Here is a 15,927-nt window from a genome sequence, read left to right as displayed (position 1 = left end):
CCTCGCGGGTTGCCGATTACAGGCCTTCGGCGGCCAGGGCGGATTGCACGGCGCGGTCGGCTTCCATGCGCTTGAAGAAGGCGGCCAGGTTGTCCAGGCCCGACAGGTCCACTTCCTTGGCGTGCGCCCAGCGCAGCACCACGTAGAGATAGGCGTCGGCGATGGTGGGCGTGTCGCCGGTCAGGTAGGACTTGCCGGCCAGTTGCGCGTCGAGCTGCGCGAACAGGCGGGTCAGCAGCTTGGAGGCGGAGCCGGCCAGCTGCTTCTGCGCGCCTTCTTCGGCCAGGAAGCGCTGCGCGCCGAAGATCATGGAGAAGGTCTTGTGGACGTCGGAGTTGATGAAGCCGAGCCAGCGGCGCACGTCGGCGCGCGAACGCGCCGAGCCGTCGCCCATCAGGCCGGATTCGGGCGCCTGCTCGGCCAGGTATTCGAGGATGGCGGCGTTCTGGGTGACCGTCCAGTCGCCGTCGGACAGCGCCGGCACGGCGCCCAGCGGATTGACCTTCAGGAACTCGGGAGCCTTGAGCTCGTCGCGGCTGAGCCTGTGCGTTTCGTAGGGCTTGCCGATCCATTCGAGGACGATGTGGGAAGCGAGCGAGCACGCGCCGGGCATGTAGTACAGTTTCATGTGATGGAGGCTCCTGGGAGGAAGGACGGGAGACCCCGTCCCTGGCCGATATGGTACGCCACCCGCGCGTCCTTCCGCGGGTCGCATGCCGGCGTGCCGGGCCGTCCTGACGCCACCCAACCGTTGCCGCCGGAGATGTCCATGCCGCCACGCCTCGCCGCGAGCACGCGCGCTTTCGTCCTGCTCTTGACGCTGTCCGCGGCCTGCGCGCCGCCCGCCGGGGCGGCCGATCCCCCTTCGGCGGCGGCCCGCGTCACGGTGGTCGCCCGCGGGCTGGACCACCCCTGGGCGATGGCCTTCCTGCCCGGCGGCGACGCGCTCATCACCGAACGTTCCGGCAACCTGCGCCTGCTGCGCGCGGCGGGCGGATTGTCCAAGCCGCTGTCCGGCGTGCCCAAGGTGGCTGCGCAGGGCCAGGGCGGCCTGCTCGACGTGGCGCTCTCGCCCGGCTTCGCCTCGGACCGCTATGTCTATCTGTCCTACGCCGAATCCGACGGCTCGCGCAGCGGCACCGCCGTGGGGCGCGGGCGCCTGTCCGGCGACGGCTCGGCCCTGGAGGGCTTCCGCGTGCTGTTCCGGCAGGAGCCCAAGCTGTCGTCGGGCCTGCACTACGGGTCGCGCCTGGTCTTCGACCGCAAGGGCTACCTGTACATCTCGCTGGGCGAGAACAATCAGCGCCCCACCGCGCAGGAGCTGGGCAAGCTGCAAGGCAAGGTGGTGCGGCTCAATGCGGACGGCACCGTGCCGCCCGACAATCCCTTCGTGGGCCGGGCCGGCGCGCGGCCGGAGATCTGGTCCTACGGGCACCGCAATCCGCAAGGCATGGCCTTGAACCCCTGGTCGGGCGAGCTCTGGGAAAACGAGCACGGCCCGCGCGGCGGAGACGAGATCAACCTCATCCAGCCCGGCAAGAACTATGGCTGGCCCTTGCAGACGCACGGCATCAATTATTCCGGCCTGCCCATCCCCGAGGCCAAGCGCGAGACCCTGCCGGACATGGAGCCGCCGTTGTACTGGTGGCCCAAGTCGCCCGCCATCAGCGGCATGGCGTTCTACGACGCCGACCGCTTTCCGGCGTGGCGCAATTCCGTCTTCATCGGCGCGCTGGCCACGCAGGACCTGATCCGCCTGACGCTGGACGGCGATCGGGTGGTGGCGCAGGAGCGGCTGCTGGCCGACCGCAAGAATCGCATCCGCGACGTGCGGCTGGGGCCCGACGGCTACGTCTACGTGTTGACCGATGCCTCGCCCGGCGAAGTGCTGCGGGTGGCGCCGGCGGATTCGGGAGGGTGAATGCCATGAAACCGTATGAGCTGATCGGTTCCGCGGGCTGCGGATCCGCCATCGTCGAAATGGCGCTGGTGCTGGCCGACGTGCCGCACACGCTGACCGACATTCCCTACCTGAAGCCCGGTCCCGAACGCGACCGGCTGCTGGCACTGAACCCGCTGGGGCAGGTGCCCACGCTGGTCCTGCCCGACGGCGAGGTCATGACGGAAAGCGCGGCCATGATCCTGCACCTGCATGACGTGGCGCCGCAGGCCGGGCTGGCGCCGCCGCCGGACAAGCCGGAGCGGGCCCGCTTCCTGAACCTGCTGATCCGCCTGGTGGGCGCGATCTATCCCACGTTCACCTATGGCGACGATCCGCCGCAATGGACCACCGCCGGCGCTCCCGCCGACCTGCTGCGCGAGCGGGTGCATACGCGGCGCGCCGAGCTGTGGCAGGAACTGGAGCGCCAGGCCGGGGCGCCGCATATGCTGGGCCGCCGGTTTTCGGCGCTGGACCTGTACGTCACCGTGATGACGCACTGGCGCCCGGGGCCGGCGTGGTTCGATACGACCTGCCCGGCCTTGAGCGCGGTGGCGCGGGAGGCGGCGCAGGAACCCAACGTGGCGCGCGTGTTGCGGCGGAATTTCCCGCCGCCCACCGAATAGCGCGCCTCAGCCCTTGCCGGGCCGGCGGCCCTTCGTCTTGGCGCGCGACTCGCGCACGGCGATGTAGACGCCGCTGCCCGCGATGAACAGCGCGCCCAGGTAGGCGTACGCGTCGGGCGCCTCGCGCCAGAAGATCCAGCCCAGGATCGTGGCCCAGATCAGGCCGGTGTAGTCGAACGGCGCGACCACCGAGGCCGGGCCGATGCGAAAGCCCTGCGTGATCAGCGCCAGCCCCAGGGTGCTGAACAACGCCACCGCGCCGAAGTACGGCAGGTCGTCCAGGGCGGGCGCGACCCAGACCCAGGGCAGGGCGACCGCGCTGCACACCAGTTGGCCCAGCACGATGTAGAGCGTGGTCGTCAGCATGCCTTCGCCGCGGCCGATGCCGCGGGCGGTGATCATCATGACCGCGTAGAGCAGGGCGGTGACCAGCGGCAGCAGCGTGGCCGCCTGGAACGCGTCCGTGCCGGGGCGCACCACGATCAGCACGCCGGCGAAGCCCGCCAGCACCGCCAGCCAGCGTTTGGCGTCCACGCGCTCTTTCAGGATCAGCACGGACAGGGCGGTCACGAACAGCGGGGCCGCGAAGGCGATGGCCGTGGCTTCGGCCAGGGGCAGCAGGCGCAGGCCCAGGTAGAAGCAATAGGCCGACACCACGTTGATGGCGCCGCGGATCAGGTGCAGCCCGGGATGCGCGGTGCGCAGCACCCGCCGTCCGCCCAGCCAGAAGGCCAGCGTGGCGACGAAGGGCAGCGCGATGAGGGCGCGCAGGAACAGGATCTGCAGCGGGTTGTAGCTGGACCCCAGCCACTTGGCGTTGGCGTCGCTGAGGGTCAGGAAAAAGATGCCGCCCACCACGCAGGCGATCCCTGCGGCGGCGGAGTGTTGGGGAGCGGCGGGCAATGCGGTGGAGGTGGACATCTACAGCCTGGGAAAGCGGCGGTTCCTGCCGCCGTGGGGGTGAGGGAAAAAAGCGGGGGGCCGGCGGGCGGCCGGCTAGCCCTGGGCGCGGTAGGCGGCCAGCGCCACCATGGCCCAGGCGGCGAGGAACGCGGCCCCGCCGAAGGGCGTGACGGCGCCCAGCCAATGCGTGCCGGTCAGCGACAGGATATACAGGCTGCCCGAAAACAGCACGATGCCGACGAACATCACCAGGCCGGCCGCCGACAGCAGCGGCGAACCGTAGCGGGCGCCCAGGAGCGCCACCACGAACAGGCCCAGCGCATGGATCAGGTGGTACAGCACGCCGGTCTGCCAGACGGACAGCAGTTCGGGCGTGATCATGCGCTTGAGCCCGTGCGCGCCGAAAGCGCCGGCGCCCACCGCCACCATGAGATTCAACGCCGCGAGTATCGTGAGCTGACGGTCCGTCATTGCCTGTCCTTGGAAGAGTCTGATTAATCGTGTTACAGCCGCCTATGATAGGCCCAAATCGGGGTCGGTTTTGCGCGGCAGCGGCTCCTGGTCGCAGGGCCCCCGGCCTTGCCGGGGGATTTCCAAATGGGATATCATGAATTCAATTTGGTAATACCCGCGGCCTGGGGCCGCGGCCCTCCCGGAGCCTGCCATGACCATTGCCATCGCCGACAAATCCCCCGCCAAGCGCGGCGCCACCGCCAAGCGGCCGCCTCGCCATGCGCCGGCGCGCGCCAAGCAGCTGTTCCGCGGACTGGTCGACAGTCCGCTGATGGACATGGCCCGCGACGTCCGGCGCGGCCTGCCGGCGCAGATGGTCGATGACGCCGCCGATTACCTGCAAGTGCCCAAGTCGGAGATCATGGCGATCACCGAGGTCAAGGCGGCTTCGCTGTCGCGCTGGACGCGGGAGGGCCATATGCTGCCCCTGGGCGAATCCGATCGCCTGGCCCGCGTGGCGCGGGTCGTGCGGGTGGCGCGCCAGGTGCTGGGCAGCGAGGAAGACGCGGTGCAATGGCTCAATACGCCGGTGCCGGCGCTGGGCAACGTCAAGCCGCTGTCGCTGCTGACGTCGGACGCCAGCAGCCGCATCGTCGAAGACACGCTGGCGCGCGCGGCTGCCGGCGTCTACGCATGAGCCCGTCGGGGCGCCCCAAGGGCGAACCGGGCAGCGCGCAACAAGAAGACGGCACGGCGGAGGACCGCGTTTCGCTGTGGCGCATCGGCACCACGGCGGGCAAGTACCGGGCCGATGACCTGAGCGGCGGCGGCGCGGCCGCGGTGGGCGGCCGCTACAACAGCCCGGGCACGCCGGTGGTCTACACCTCGTCCTGCGTGGCCCTGGCGGTGCTGGAGACGGTGGTGCATTTCGCGGCCCGGGCCTCCGAGCAGGCGAATCGCTACCTCATCGAACTGTCGGTGCCGCGCGCCGTGTACGACGCCAGGCAGATCCTGACGCTGGACCAGATGCAGGAGGATTACCCCTTCTGGGACGCGGTGCCGTTCGCCGAGGCGGCCCAGGGCGCGGGCGACTACTGGGTGGCGTCGGGGGTGTCGGCGCTGCTGCAGGTGCCCAGCGCCATCGTGGCATGCCGCGAAGTGCCCGACTGCAACCTCATGATCAATCCCGCGCATCCCGACGCGCCGCGCATCGAAGTGGTCAGGCGCGAGCGTTTCGTCTACGACCCGCGCCTGAAGGGGGGATAGGGGCGCCGGCCGGCGCGCCGGTTCAGGCGGTGAGGACCGCCCGGCCCACCACCTTGCCCGCGCGCAGGGAAGCGAGCACGCTGTCGGCCTCGGCCAGGGCGTGGCGGTGCACGGGAATGGGCGGCACCTTGCCGGCGCGCACCAGTTCCATCAATTCCTGCAGTTCGGTCAGGTTGCCCACGTAGCTGCCGATGATGGACATGGCTTTCATGGGGATCAGCGCGATGGGCCAGGACGAGGCGCCGCCGAACAGGCCCACGATGATCAGCTTGCCGCCCTTGGTCAGGAAATCGAAGGCCAGCGAGGTCGTGGCGGGTGCGCCGACCAGGTCGATCGCGGCCTGCGCGGGCTTGCCGCCGGCGGCCTTGATGATCTGCTGGGCGGCATCGGGCGCGGCGCCGTCGATCGCCGCCAGCGCGCCGGCCTCCAGCGCGGCCTGGCGCTTGGCCGGGTCGATGTCGACCACGATGGCGCCGGCGCCGCCCAGCGCCTTGATCAGCGTCAGGCTCATGAGGCCCAGCCCGCCCGCGCCGAAGATCACCACCGGATGTTCACGGTAGATGTCGGCGCCGATCTTCTTGAGCGCCGAATAGGTGGTGAGGCCGGAGCAGGCGTAGGGCGCGATCTGCGCCGGGTCCAGGTCGCCGATGTCGATCAGGTAGCGCGGATGCGGCACGAGGATGTGGTCGGCGTAGCCGCCGGCGCGGTGCACGCCCAGGCAGGCCGGGGCGGAGCAATGGTTCTCCATGCCGGCGCGGCACGACGGGCAATCGCCGCAGCCGATCCACGGATAGACGAGGTAGTTGCGGTCGGCCGGCAGCCCCTGGGCGTCCGGGCCGGCCGACACCACGGCGCCGACCGTTTCGTGGCCCATGGTCAGGGGCAGCGAGACGCCGCGGTCCTTCAGGGACAGGGTGCGGCCCTGGCCGAGGTCATAGCCGCCTTCCCACAAGTGGATATCGCTGTGGCAAACGCCAGCCGCGCGGACCTTCAGCAGCACCTGCGACCCTTGCGGCGTGGGCGTGGGCGGGTTCATTTCCTGCAGGGGCTCGCGGAAGTTCACGACGCAATAGCACTTCATGGGTTGTCTCCTTGTGATGTGTCGTTCGCATTACTTCTTGACGGACGGGCATTCGCTGTCCGCCAGGGACACGAAGACCTTTTCGCCCGGCACCGTGGACAGGATGCGGTAGAAGTCGCCGGAATACCTGGATTCGGCGGGTTTCTTCACTTCGACCAGATACAGGTCCATGATGACGCGGCCGTCTTCGGGACGTACTCGCGCATTCTTGATCAGTTTGGTGGTGATGGGCAACTCGCGCATCTTCTGATTTACGACGGCGCCCTCGAACGAGCCCGCCGCCTGGGCCGCCTGCAGGTAATGCGTGGTGGCCACGTAGCTCAGGGCCTGCACGATGGACGGCGCCCGGGTCACGCCCATTTTCTTCTGCCAGCGCTGAGTCCAGGCGCGGGTGTCCTCGTCCGCGTCCCAGTAGAAGCCGGTGGGGAAGGTCAGGCCCTGCGCGACCGGCAGGCCCATCGCCTGCACGTCGTTGATGAAGGTGAGGAAGGTCAGCATGCGCTGCTTGCCGCCGGTGAGGCCGAACTCCTGCGCCTGCTTGATCAGGTTGACCAGGTCGCCGCCGGCGCTGGCCAGGCCCACCACGTTGGCCTTGGAGGATTGCGCCTGCACCAGGAAGGAGGCGAAGTCCATCGCGCCCAGCGGGTGGCGCGTGCTGCCCAGCACGGTGCCGCCCGCGCCCTGCACGAACCGGGTGGCGTTGCTTTCCAGCGATTTGCCGAAGACGTAGTCGGTGGTGATGAAGTACCAGGATTTGCCGCCGCTTTCCACCACGCTCTTGACCACGGCGTTGGCCAGCGCGTAGGTGTCGGGCGCCCATTGGGTGCTGAGCGGGCTGCACTGCTTGCCGCTGAAGTCGCCGGCGAAGCCGCCGCTGATCAGGGCGGTGCCGCCTTTCTCGCGCGCGACCCCTTGCGCGGCCAGGCCGGCCGAGCTGGCGCCGCCGTCCACCACGGCCACCAGGTTCTGCGTATCGAACCAGCGGCGCACCAGCGCCGAGGCCACGTCGGCCTTGTTCTGGTTGTCCGCGCCGATCACTTCCACGGTCTTGCCGGCGACCTTGCCGCCGAAATCCTCGACGGCCATGCGGACGGCCATTTCGGAGCCCAGGCCGCCCAGGTCGGAGTAGATGCCCGAGCGGTCGTTGGATACGCCCAGGCGCACCACGTCGGATTGGGCATGGGCCGCGTTGGCGGCCAGGACGGCGGCCAGGGCCGCCAACAGGGGTTTGATACGCATCTGCTTGTCTCCCAGCCCGCGGGCGGGCCGAATTATCGGTGTTCGTGAGGACGCGGTGTATCTGCCTGCTCGCCAGTTCTCCAGCCGGCTGAAAGAGATTTCTAGTTGGTGAATAGAAATTCCTGTGCAAGAATTTATGTTCACATATAGGGAAAGTCAACAGGGTGGATTACCTAGGACGATCGCGCGATCCGGTCCGGGAATCCGGACAGGGGTGGGTGCCATGGAAGTCAAGCTCGTCGCTCGGACGCTGGAACTGATCGAACTGTTCGCCCAGGTGCGGCGGCCGCTGCCGCTGACCGAACTGGCGCAGGGCCTGGGCGCGCCGATGTCCAGCTGCCTGGCGCTGGTGCGCACGCTGGTGGCGCGCGGCTATCTATACGAGGTGCGCCGTCGCGGGGGCTATTACCCCACGGCGAAACTGCATGCCCTGAGCGCGCAGATCCTGACGGGCGATCCCTGGCTGGAACAGGTGCGCCCGCGGCTGGTCGCCTTGCGCGACGCCGCCGACGAGACGGTGATGCTGGGCAAGATCCAGGATGGCCACGTGCTTTACGTGGACGTGGTGGAAGCCACCCAGCCCGTGCGCTACACCGCCAAGCCCGGCGCCCACCGGCCCCTGCACACCAGCGCCGTGGCCAAGGCCATCCTGGCGCGCCTGCCGCCGGCCGAGCGCGACAGCGCGCTGGCCGAGGCGGATTACACGCGCTATACGGACCGCACCCTGACGAGCCGGGAGGCCTTGCTGGCCGAGGTCGAGCGGGTGGCGGAGCAGGGCTGGGCGGAGAACGTGGGCGAGAGCGTGGCGGACCTGACCGGGCTGGCCGTCGCGCTGGACTTGGGCGGCGAATGGTACGCGCTGTGCATGGCCGGGCCGACGCCGCGCCTGCGGGAACGCCGGGAAGCGCATTTGCTCGGCCTGCAGGCCGCGGCCGACGCCATCCGGCAGGAACGGGAGGGCTAGGGCCTGTGCGAGGCTTCTTTTAGTGTCAACAGGCCCTAGGCGCCGCGGCGCATCAGGGTGGACTTGCCGAACAGGCTTTCTATCAGGTCCACCGCCAGCTCCGCCGTCTTGTTGCGCACGTCGAAGGCCGGGTTCAGTTCCACCACGTCCAGCGAACGCATCAGGCCCGTGTCGGCGATCATCTCCATGCAGAGCTGCGCTTCGCGGTAGGTGGGGCCGCCGGGCACGGTGGTGCCCACGCCGGGGGCGATCTCGGGATCCAGGAAGTCCACGTCGAAACTCACGTGCAGGTGGGTGTCGGCATCGAGTCCGGCCAGCGCGGCCTCCATGGTGGCGCGCATGCCCATTTCGTCCAGGTAGCGCATATCGAAGACTTCCAGACCCGCTTCGTGGACCAGGCGTTTCTCGCCCTGGTCCACGCTGCGGATGCCGATCTGCCGCACCCAGCCGGGCTCGATGTCGGGCGTCTGGCCCGACAGGCCGGTGATCTGCGCCGGGCCGTAGCCGCAAAGGCAGGCCACGGGCATGCCGTGGATGTTGCCGGTGGGGGTCAGGGCATGGGTGTTGAAGTCCGCGTGCGCGTCCAGCCACAGCACGCGCAGCTTCTTGCCCGCCGCGCGGCAATGGCGCGCCACCGCGCTGATGGAGCCGATGCCCAGGCAGTGGTCGCCGCCGAGCAGGATGGGCAGATTGCCCTGGCTGAGTTCCTCGTGCACGGCGTCATGCACCGCGCGGTTCCAGGCCGCGACTTCGTCCAGGTGGCGGTAGCCGTCCACGGGCGGCTGCCAGGGATTGGCGGGGCCGTAGAGGTTGCCGCGGTCGGTGACCTGGAACCCCTGGGCCTCGATCACGGGGCCGAGATCGGCCACGCGCAAGGCTTCCGGCCCCATCGAGGCGCCGCGCGCGCCCGCGCCGATGTCGGTGGGCGCGCCGATGAGGGTGATGCGGTTGGGCAGGCTGGCAGTGTTGTGCAAGTTGCGGACTCCGGGCGAGGTGCGTCATCGAGGGGCGGATAGTACCGCGGCAAGCTGGTCGCAGGCCCAATCGATCTGCTCGCGCGTCACGATCAGGGGCGGGGAGAGGCGCAGGGTGTGCCCGTGCGTGTCCTTGACCAGCATGCCGCGTGCCTGCAGGCGTTCGCACCACAGGCGGGCGCCGCCCGCGTCGGGCTCCAGTTCCACCGCCAGCATCAGGCCGCGCCCGCGCGCTTCGCGCACGGGGCCGGGCAGGGCGCGCAGGCGCTCCAGGAAATACTCGCCCATGGCGGCGGCGTTCTCGATCATGCCTTCTTCCGTCAGCACTCGCAGCGCCGCGCGCGCGATGGCGCAGGCCAGCGGGTTGCCGCCGAAGGTGCTGCCGTGCTGGCCGGGCTGGAAGACCCCGAGCACGTCGGCGTTGGACAGCACCGCGGAGACGGGATAGAACCCGCCGGACAGGGCCTTGCCGATCAGGGTGACGTCGGCCTCGATGCCCTCGTGCTCTTCGGCCAGCAGCTTGCCGGTGCGTCCCAGGCCGGTCTGGATCTCGTCCAGGATCAGCGTGATGCCCCGCTCCGTGCAGCGCTGCCGGACCCGCGTGAAATAGCCGGCCGGGGGCAGCACCACGCCCGCCTCGCCCTGGATGGGTTCGACCAGGAAGGCGACGGTGTTGGGCGTGATGGCGGCGTCGAAGGCCGCGTAGTCGCCGAAGGGCACGATCCTGAAGCCGGGGGCGAAGGGGCCATAGTTGCCGTAGGCGTCCGGGTCGGTGGAGAAGCCGACGATGCCCAGCGTTCGGCCGTGGAAGTTGTTGGCGCAGACGATGATCTCGGCCCGCTCCGCGGGCACGCCGCGCACCTCGTAGCCCCATTTGCGCACGGCCTTGATGGCGGTTTCCACGGCTTCCGCGCCGCTGTTCATGGGCAGGATCTTGTGGGCGCCGGTCAGGCGGGCCAGGTCCTCGTAGAACGGCGCCATCTGGTCGTGGCGGAAGGCGCGCGAAGTCAGCGTGAGCTTTTGCGCCTGCTCCGTCATGGCGGCCAGGATGGCGGGATGGCAGTGGCCCTGGTTGACGGCCGAATAGGCCGAGAGGCAGTCCAGGTAGCGGCGGCCTTCCACGTCGTAGAGCCAGACGCCGCTGCCGCGGGCGATCACTACGTCGAGCGGATGGTAGTTGTGCGCGCCCAGCTGGTCTTCGACCTGGTCGCGATGGCTGGCGGCGGACGGCGGGCCGGACGGGGTATCCAATACGGCGCTCATGAGCGTCTCCCGAGGACGGTTTGATCTCATCTTAGCGCCGCCGGCGGGCCCGCGGGATTGCCATAGGGGGACCAAGGCCTTTACGGGCGGCGGCGCCCGCCTGCTGCACAATAGCGGCTGCTTCGGGCGAGGCCCCGTTTTTCCTCTCTGGATGGTGTTCATGCTTTTGCAACGACTGTTTTCGACACTGATGCGCGGCGCGGCCGTCGCCGCGCTGGGCCTGGCCGGCGCCACGGGCGCGATGGCGCAGGAAAAGCCATTGCGGATCGGCGTGATCGCCAGCGTCGCGAACGCGGCCACCGAATTGGCCATCGCCCAGGCGAAGCGGGAAGGGCTGAACGTCGAATTGGTGGAATTCAACGACTGGGTGCTGCCCAACATCGCGGTGGCCGACGGTTCGGTGGACGCCAACTTCTTCCAGCACGAGCCTTTCCTGCAATTGTTCAACCAGCGCCGCGGCGCCAACCTGGTGCCGGTGGCCTACGGCTATTCCACCACCATCGGCCTGTTCTCCAAGAAGTTGAAGAAGGGCGATCCGGTGCCCGACGGCGCCACCATCGCAGTGCCGAACGACCCGGTGAACACCGGCCGGGCGCTGTTGTTGCTGGAATCCATCGGCCTCATCACCTTGAAGCCGGGCGTGGCGCACCACGCCGCGCTGGAGGACGTGGTGTCGAATCCGAAGAAGCTGAAGTTCGTGCAGATCGAAGGGTCGCAATCGGCCCGCACCTTCGACGACGTGACGGCCTCGGTGACCTACACCACCTTCGCCAAGCAGGCGGGCATCAATGAAAAGGACGGCCTGGCATTCGACAACACCGATCCGGTCAACGTGCGCCGCTACGCGATCCGCTGGGTGGCCACGCCGGCCGGCGCGCAGGATCCGCGCCTGCTGAAGTTCATCGCGCTCTACCAGCAGTCGCCCGAAGTGAAGGCCAAGCTGCGCAGTCTCTACGGCGATCTGATCGCTTTTCCCTGGTAAGCCGCGTCGGCCCGCCGTCAGGCGGGCGTTGACGATTCTTGGCAATCGACGGCGGCCATCGCACGTATACTGGCCCCGATTCCGATCCGGGCGGCCCGGCGCCGCCTGCACCGCCGTCGCCGACTCGGCGCGTCTCGGCCGGGCACCCCGGCCGTCCCACCCTCGATTGCAAAGCCATGCGAAGTTCATCGTCCAATGTCGCGGCCAGCGTCCCGGCGCCGACCGTCGAAAACGTCCGTATGCTGGGCGGATTCGCCGACTCCGCCATGGCGGGCGCGGCGGCGCGCGAGCGGGAACTGGCGCGCCTGCGCGACGTGGTGGCGCAGTACGAAGCGCTGTTCCAGGCCGCGCCCGTGCTGATCAACGCCTTCGACGCCGACGGCCGCTGCACGCTGTGGAACGAAGCCTGCGAGCGGCGTTTCGGCTGGTCGGAGGCCGAGATCAAGGCCTGCCGCGATCCGTTCGCGCTGTTCTATCCCGAGCCGCAGGTCCGGGCCGAAGTGGTCGACAGCGTCGGCCCGCGGCCGAGCCGGTCGTTCCGGGAATGGCATCCGCGCACGCGCGACGGCGAGGAACTCGCCGTCCTGTGGTCCAACGTGAGCCTGCCCGACGGCAAGGTCGTCAATATCGGCATGGACATCACCGAAAGCCGGCGCGCGGAAGCGGCGCTGGCGCGCATGGCGCGGATCGACAGCCTGACCGGCTGCTGGAACCGCGGCGAGATCCTCAAGCGCGTGGAGGATCGGCTGGCCGCCGCCCGCCGCGGGGAGGGCGGCCCCAACGTGGCCCTGATGCTGGACCTGGACTATTTCAAGCAGGTCAACGACCGCTACGGCCACCTGGGCGGCGACACCGCCTTGCGCCATTTCTGCGAGGTGCTGCGCACCTGCCTGCGGGAGCAGGATTCCATCGGCCGCCTGGGGGGCGAGGAATTCCTGGTGCTGCTCGCCGATTCGGACGTGGACGTGGCGCATGCGATCTGCGACCGCCTGCGCGCCAGCCTGCGCCAGCATCCCGCCGATATCGACGGCGCAGCCGTGGCGCTGTCGGTCAGCGGCGGCATCGCGCGCTTCACCGAGAGCGATATGAGCGCCTCGGACGTGTTGCGCCGGGCCGATTTCGCGCTCTACCAGGCCAAGCGCGCCGGGCGCGACTGCGCGGTGGAATACCGCGCCTGACGGCCGGCCGCGCCGGCTTCGGGGTCAGGCGGCCGCTTCGCCGCGCGCGGAACGCCGGCCGTTCAGCCGCCAATGCAGGCCGGCGGCGGCCAAGGTCAGCGCGAGCGCCGCGGCCAGGCCCAGGGCCTCGAAGCCGGCATGCGCATAGAGGGTGCCGGCGATCGCCGTGCCCAGGCTCGCGCCCAGATACGTCGTGCAGGTATTCAGGCCCAGCACCGCGCCGCGCTCGTCCGGACGGGCCCGGGACAGCAGCAGCACGAGCAGGTTCAGGCTGAGCTGCGACGCCGCGCCCCACAGGACGGCGATGGCCAGCACCGCGGCCAGAGAGTGCGCCGCCGGCAGCAGGCCCAGGTACACCAGCGCGATCACGCCCAGCGCGGCCGGCAGGGCGCGGCGCGGGCCCGCGCGCTCGATCAGCGGCGCGCCGGCCATGCCGGCCAGCAGGAATCCGGCGCCGTAGGCGAAGGCGATGAAGCCCACCTGCCCGGCGGACAGCGCCAGCAGGGCGCGCACGTGGTCGGCCAGGAACGCGTAGACGCCGTAGAACGCCGAGGAGAACGCCAGGCACCCCAGCAGCAGGGCCGGCACGTCGCGGTACGACAGCGGCGCCAGCAGCCGCGACAGGCGCAGCGGGGCGGGGTTGGCGGCGCGGCGCTCGGGCAGCCTGCGCAGGCCCAGCGCCGCGATCGCGGCGCACAGCGCCAGCGTCGCGTAGGTGGCGCGCCAGCCCACGGCGTCGGAGATCAGCGCCGACAGCGGAACGCCGGCCACCAGCGACACGGACCAGCCCGAGATCACGCGGCCCAGCGTGCGCGCCTCCTGGCCGGCCGGCGCGACCAGCGAGGCCGATCCATAGGCGGCCGGCAGGATCACGCCGGCGGCCACGCCGGCCAGGGCCTGGGCCAGCGTCAGCACGATCCAGTGGGGCGCGGCCGCGGACAAGGCCAGGGCGGCGATCAGCAGGGCCATCGCGCCCAGCAGCGCGCGCCGGATGCCGATGCGGTCGATGCGCGCGGCCAGGAAGAAGGCGCTGGCCGCCGTCGCGGCGCCGTAGGCGGAGATGGCGGTGCTGATGGTCAGCGCGGAGGTGGAGTAGGAGCGGGCGACGTCGCTCAGGATGGGGCTCAGCGCCAGGCCGTTGGAGCCGACGACGCTGACGGCGAACATCAAGGCGGGGACGGATGAGGCGGGGCGGGAACTGCCGGTGCTTCGGTTATGCATCCCCGAATTTTATTGGAATAAAATAAGGGTTAACGCTTATATTCCCTTATTCCATCAAAGTTCGAATGCCGTTAGGCAGAATGCAATTCCAATGTCAGACCTGGACGACCGCGACCGAAAACTATTAACGCTGCTGGCCGGCGACGCCACCCCCAGCTACGCGGAACTGGGCAAAATGCTGAACCTGTCGGCCCCGGCGGTGCATGAGCGCGTCAAGCGCCTGAAGCGCGACGGGCTGATCAAGGGCATCGCCGCCCGGCTGGACGGGGCCCGCATCGGACGCCCGCTGCTGGCCTTCGTGCACGTCGACACCGCCAACTGGAGCATCACGCAGCAGGTGCTGGGCCTGGCGGAGCTGAACGAAGTGGAAGAGATCCACACCATCACCGGCAAGAGCGCCATGCTGCTCAAGGTGAGGGTGCGCGATACCCAGGCGCTGGAACTGCTGCTCGCGCGCATCCACCAGATCGAGGGCATCACGAGCACCACCAGCGATATCGCGCTGACCAGCTACCTGGAACGCGGACCGCTGCCGGACAACGCCTGAATCGACCTCATCCGGCGCCGGCACGGAACGCGGCGGACCGCCAGACGGGGCCCGTATCTAGCCGCGCGCTCAGCGGCTGGCGGCGCGCAGGCGCAGGCGCGTGATTTCGGACGGCGCGCCCAGGCGCTTGGGCGGGCCCCAATAGCCCGTGCCGCGGCTGACATAGATCCACATCCTGCCCAGGCGGTGCAGGCCCGCCGTGTAGGGCTGCTGGAAGCGCACGAAGAATCCCCAGGGGAAGAACTGCCCGCCATGCGTGTGGCCCGAGAGCTGCAGCGTATAGCCCAGCGGCTCGGCCGCGGCGGCGCTGCGGGGCTGGTGCGCCAGCAGGATCCTGGGCAAGGCGTCCGCCGGCGCGCCGGACAACGCGGCGAGCGGGTTGCTGCGCTGCTGCGGATCGAAGGCGCCGGCGCCATAGTCGGTCACTCCGGCCACCACCACGGGCAGGCCGGAAGGATAGATGACCGCGTGTTCGTTCATCAGGACGCGCAGGCCCATGCGCCGGAATTCGGCCACCCAGGGCGCGGCGCCCGAATAGTATTCATGATTGCCGGTGACCAGGTAGACGCCGTAGGGCGCGCGCAGCTGGCCCAGCGGACTGGCCTGCTCGGACAGGTGTTCCACGCTGCCGTCGACCACGTCGCCGGTGATGGCGATCATGTCGGGCAATTGTTCGTTCACGGCGTCGACGATGGCCTGCACGTAGCGCTTCTTGATGGTGGGGCCGACGTGGATGTCGCTGATCTGCACGATGGTGAATCCGTCCAGGTCGGCGGGCAGCCCGGCGATGGGCACGTCCACGTCGACGACGCGCGCGCGCCGCCTGGCGTTGTACAGGCCCGCCAGGGTGCCGGTCAGCGCCAGGCCGGCGACGGCCCAGGCGCTGGCCTGGCGCAGCACGGTCCACGGCAGCGCGGCATCCAGCGGCAGCGTCAGCAGCCAGGCCGCCAGCAGCAGCGCGTCGCGCAGCACCGTCAGCACGAACAAAGACGAAAACAGGCCCATGGCGAACAGCCCGACCCAGGCGATGCGGTCGCCCCAGGGCGGGTGCACGGACGAGCGGCCCAGCATGCCCAGCGGAATCAGGATGCAGGACAGCGCCAGGACGAGGATGGCGGCGGCGGACCCCGCGCCGCCGAGCAGGGCGTCGGGGATCAGGCGCGCGCCCACGTAGACGTGAGCCAGCGCGCCCAGGGTCAGAAAGCGCAGGAAAAACGAGGATTGGCGTAGGGACACGGGCGGCTCGGTAGGCGCCCCGGCCGCGAGGGCCGGGAGGCGCTGGGCAAGAGAA

The 15,927-nt window shown here is 69.7% G+C and carries 17 protein-coding genes; 8 read left to right on the top strand and 9 right to left on the bottom strand.

Features of this window, described 5'->3' with window-relative positions:
- Positions 1 to 16: 16 nt before the first annotated feature.
- On the bottom strand, positions 17 to 628 hold the full coding sequence (locus ADE01S_RS13600) for a glutathione S-transferase family protein (protein WP_062682227.1): 612 nt from the start codon (positions 626 to 628) through the stop codon (positions 17 to 19).
- Between the two features lie 141 nt (positions 629 to 769).
- Here ADE01S_RS13600 and ADE01S_RS13595 point away from each other — a divergent pair, with 141 nt between their 5' ends.
- Entirely contained in the window at positions 770 to 1,921 is a 1,152-nt protein-coding gene (locus ADE01S_RS13595; protein WP_062682226.1) for a PQQ-dependent sugar dehydrogenase, read from the top strand.
- 5 nt (positions 1,922 to 1,926) lie between these two features.
- Entirely contained in the window at positions 1,927 to 2,565 is a 639-nt protein-coding gene (locus ADE01S_RS13590) for a glutathione S-transferase family protein (RefSeq protein WP_062682316.1), read from the top strand.
- Positions 2,566 to 2,571: 6 nt separating this feature from the next.
- Here ADE01S_RS13590 and ADE01S_RS13585 read toward each other — a convergent pair whose 3' ends face one another.
- Together ADE01S_RS13585 and ADE01S_RS13580 are read right to left on the bottom strand one after the other, a co-directional pair.
- Positions 2,572 to 3,486 (bottom strand): DMT family transporter, encoded by a 915-nt coding sequence (locus tag ADE01S_RS13585; RefSeq protein WP_062682225.1) that lies wholly within the window; start codon positions 3,484 to 3,486, stop codon positions 2,572 to 2,574.
- Between the two features lie 75 nt (positions 3,487 to 3,561).
- Complete coding sequence (locus ADE01S_RS13580) at positions 3,562 to 3,939, bottom strand: DUF423 domain-containing protein (RefSeq protein ID WP_062682224.1); 378 nt, start codon at positions 3,937 to 3,939, stop codon at positions 3,562 to 3,564.
- A gap of 193 nt (positions 3,940 to 4,132) precedes the next feature.
- Between ADE01S_RS13580 and parS the strand changes: the two genes are divergently transcribed.
- A complete protein-coding gene (gene parS, locus ADE01S_RS13575; RefSeq protein WP_062682223.1) occupies positions 4,133 to 4,618 on the top strand; it encodes a type II RES/Xre toxin-antitoxin system antitoxin in 486 nt (161 codons plus the stop codon).
- On the top strand, positions 4,615 to 5,187 hold the full coding sequence (locus ADE01S_RS13570; protein ID WP_082775789.1) for an RES family NAD+ phosphorylase: 573 nt from the start codon (positions 4,615 to 4,617) through the stop codon (positions 5,185 to 5,187). Before parS ends, ADE01S_RS13570 begins: the two co-directional genes overlap by 4 nt.
- 22 nt (positions 5,188 to 5,209) lie before the next feature.
- Here the strand turns inward: ADE01S_RS13570 and ADE01S_RS13565 are convergent, their stop codons facing one another.
- Positions 5,210 to 6,268 carry an alcohol dehydrogenase gene (locus tag ADE01S_RS13565; protein WP_062682222.1) on the bottom strand — a complete coding sequence of 353 codons (1,059 nt, stop codon included), beginning with the start codon at positions 6,266 to 6,268 and terminating at the stop codon, positions 5,210 to 5,212.
- Positions 6,269 to 6,298: 30 nt separating this feature from the next.
- Positions 6,299 to 7,507, bottom strand: a complete 1,209-nt coding sequence (locus ADE01S_RS13560) for an ABC transporter substrate-binding protein (RefSeq protein ID WP_062682221.1) — start codon at positions 7,505 to 7,507, stop codon at positions 6,299 to 6,301.
- Positions 7,508 to 7,730: 223 nt separating this feature from the next.
- Here ADE01S_RS13560 and ADE01S_RS13555 point away from each other — a divergent pair, with 223 nt between their 5' ends.
- Positions 7,731 to 8,471 carry an IclR family transcriptional regulator gene (locus tag ADE01S_RS13555; RefSeq protein ID WP_062682220.1) on the top strand — a complete coding sequence of 247 codons (741 nt, stop codon included), beginning with the start codon at positions 7,731 to 7,733 and terminating at the stop codon, positions 8,469 to 8,471.
- Positions 8,472 to 8,506: 35 nt separating this feature from the next.
- On the opposite strand, the gene rocF is transcribed toward ADE01S_RS13555, so the two are convergent.
- Together rocF and rocD are read right to left on the bottom strand one after the other, a co-directional pair.
- Positions 8,507 to 9,445 carry an arginase gene (gene rocF, locus ADE01S_RS13550; RefSeq protein WP_062682219.1) on the bottom strand — a complete coding sequence of 313 codons (939 nt, stop codon included), beginning with the start codon at positions 9,443 to 9,445 and terminating at the stop codon, positions 8,507 to 8,509.
- A 24-nt stretch (positions 9,446 to 9,469) separates the two neighbouring features.
- Complete coding sequence (rocD, locus tag ADE01S_RS13545; RefSeq protein ID WP_062682218.1) at positions 9,470 to 10,708, bottom strand: ornithine--oxo-acid transaminase; 1,239 nt, start codon at positions 10,706 to 10,708, stop codon at positions 9,470 to 9,472.
- A gap of 160 nt (positions 10,709 to 10,868) precedes the next feature.
- Between rocD and ADE01S_RS13540 the strand changes: the two genes are divergently transcribed.
- Together ADE01S_RS13540 and ADE01S_RS13535 are read left to right on the top strand one after the other, a co-directional pair.
- Positions 10,869 to 11,690, top strand: coding sequence for a MetQ/NlpA family ABC transporter substrate-binding protein (locus tag ADE01S_RS13540; RefSeq protein ID WP_082775795.1), 822 nt, complete (start codon positions 10,869 to 10,871; stop codon positions 11,688 to 11,690).
- Between the two features lie 176 nt (positions 11,691 to 11,866).
- Positions 11,867 to 12,868, top strand: a complete 1,002-nt coding sequence (locus tag ADE01S_RS13535; protein ID WP_087881417.1) for a sensor domain-containing diguanylate cyclase — start codon at positions 11,867 to 11,869, stop codon at positions 12,866 to 12,868.
- A 24-nt stretch (positions 12,869 to 12,892) separates the two neighbouring features.
- Here the strand turns inward: ADE01S_RS13535 and ADE01S_RS13530 are convergent, their stop codons facing one another.
- Positions 12,893 to 14,089 carry an MFS transporter gene (locus ADE01S_RS13530; protein ID WP_062682217.1) on the bottom strand — a complete coding sequence of 399 codons (1,197 nt, stop codon included), beginning with the start codon at positions 14,087 to 14,089 and terminating at the stop codon, positions 12,893 to 12,895.
- Between the two features lie 91 nt (positions 14,090 to 14,180).
- Between ADE01S_RS13530 and ADE01S_RS13525 the strand changes: the two genes are divergently transcribed.
- On the top strand, positions 14,181 to 14,636 hold the full coding sequence (locus tag ADE01S_RS13525) for an Lrp/AsnC family transcriptional regulator (protein ID WP_062682216.1): 456 nt from the start codon (positions 14,181 to 14,183) through the stop codon (positions 14,634 to 14,636).
- Positions 14,637 to 14,705: 69 nt separating this feature from the next.
- Here the strand turns inward: ADE01S_RS13525 and ADE01S_RS13520 are convergent, their stop codons facing one another.
- Complete coding sequence (locus tag ADE01S_RS13520) at positions 14,706 to 15,872, bottom strand: metallophosphoesterase (protein WP_062682215.1); 1,167 nt, start codon at positions 15,870 to 15,872, stop codon at positions 14,706 to 14,708.
- Positions 15,873 to 15,927: the final 55 nt, after the last annotated feature.

The organism is Achromobacter denitrificans NBRC 15125 (assembly GCF_001571365.1).
Classification (GTDB): domain Bacteria; phylum Pseudomonadota; class Gammaproteobacteria; order Burkholderiales; family Burkholderiaceae_B; genus Achromobacter; species Achromobacter denitrificans.
Note: the sequence above shows the minus strand (reverse complement) of the source record. Positions and strands in the feature narration are given on the sequence as shown.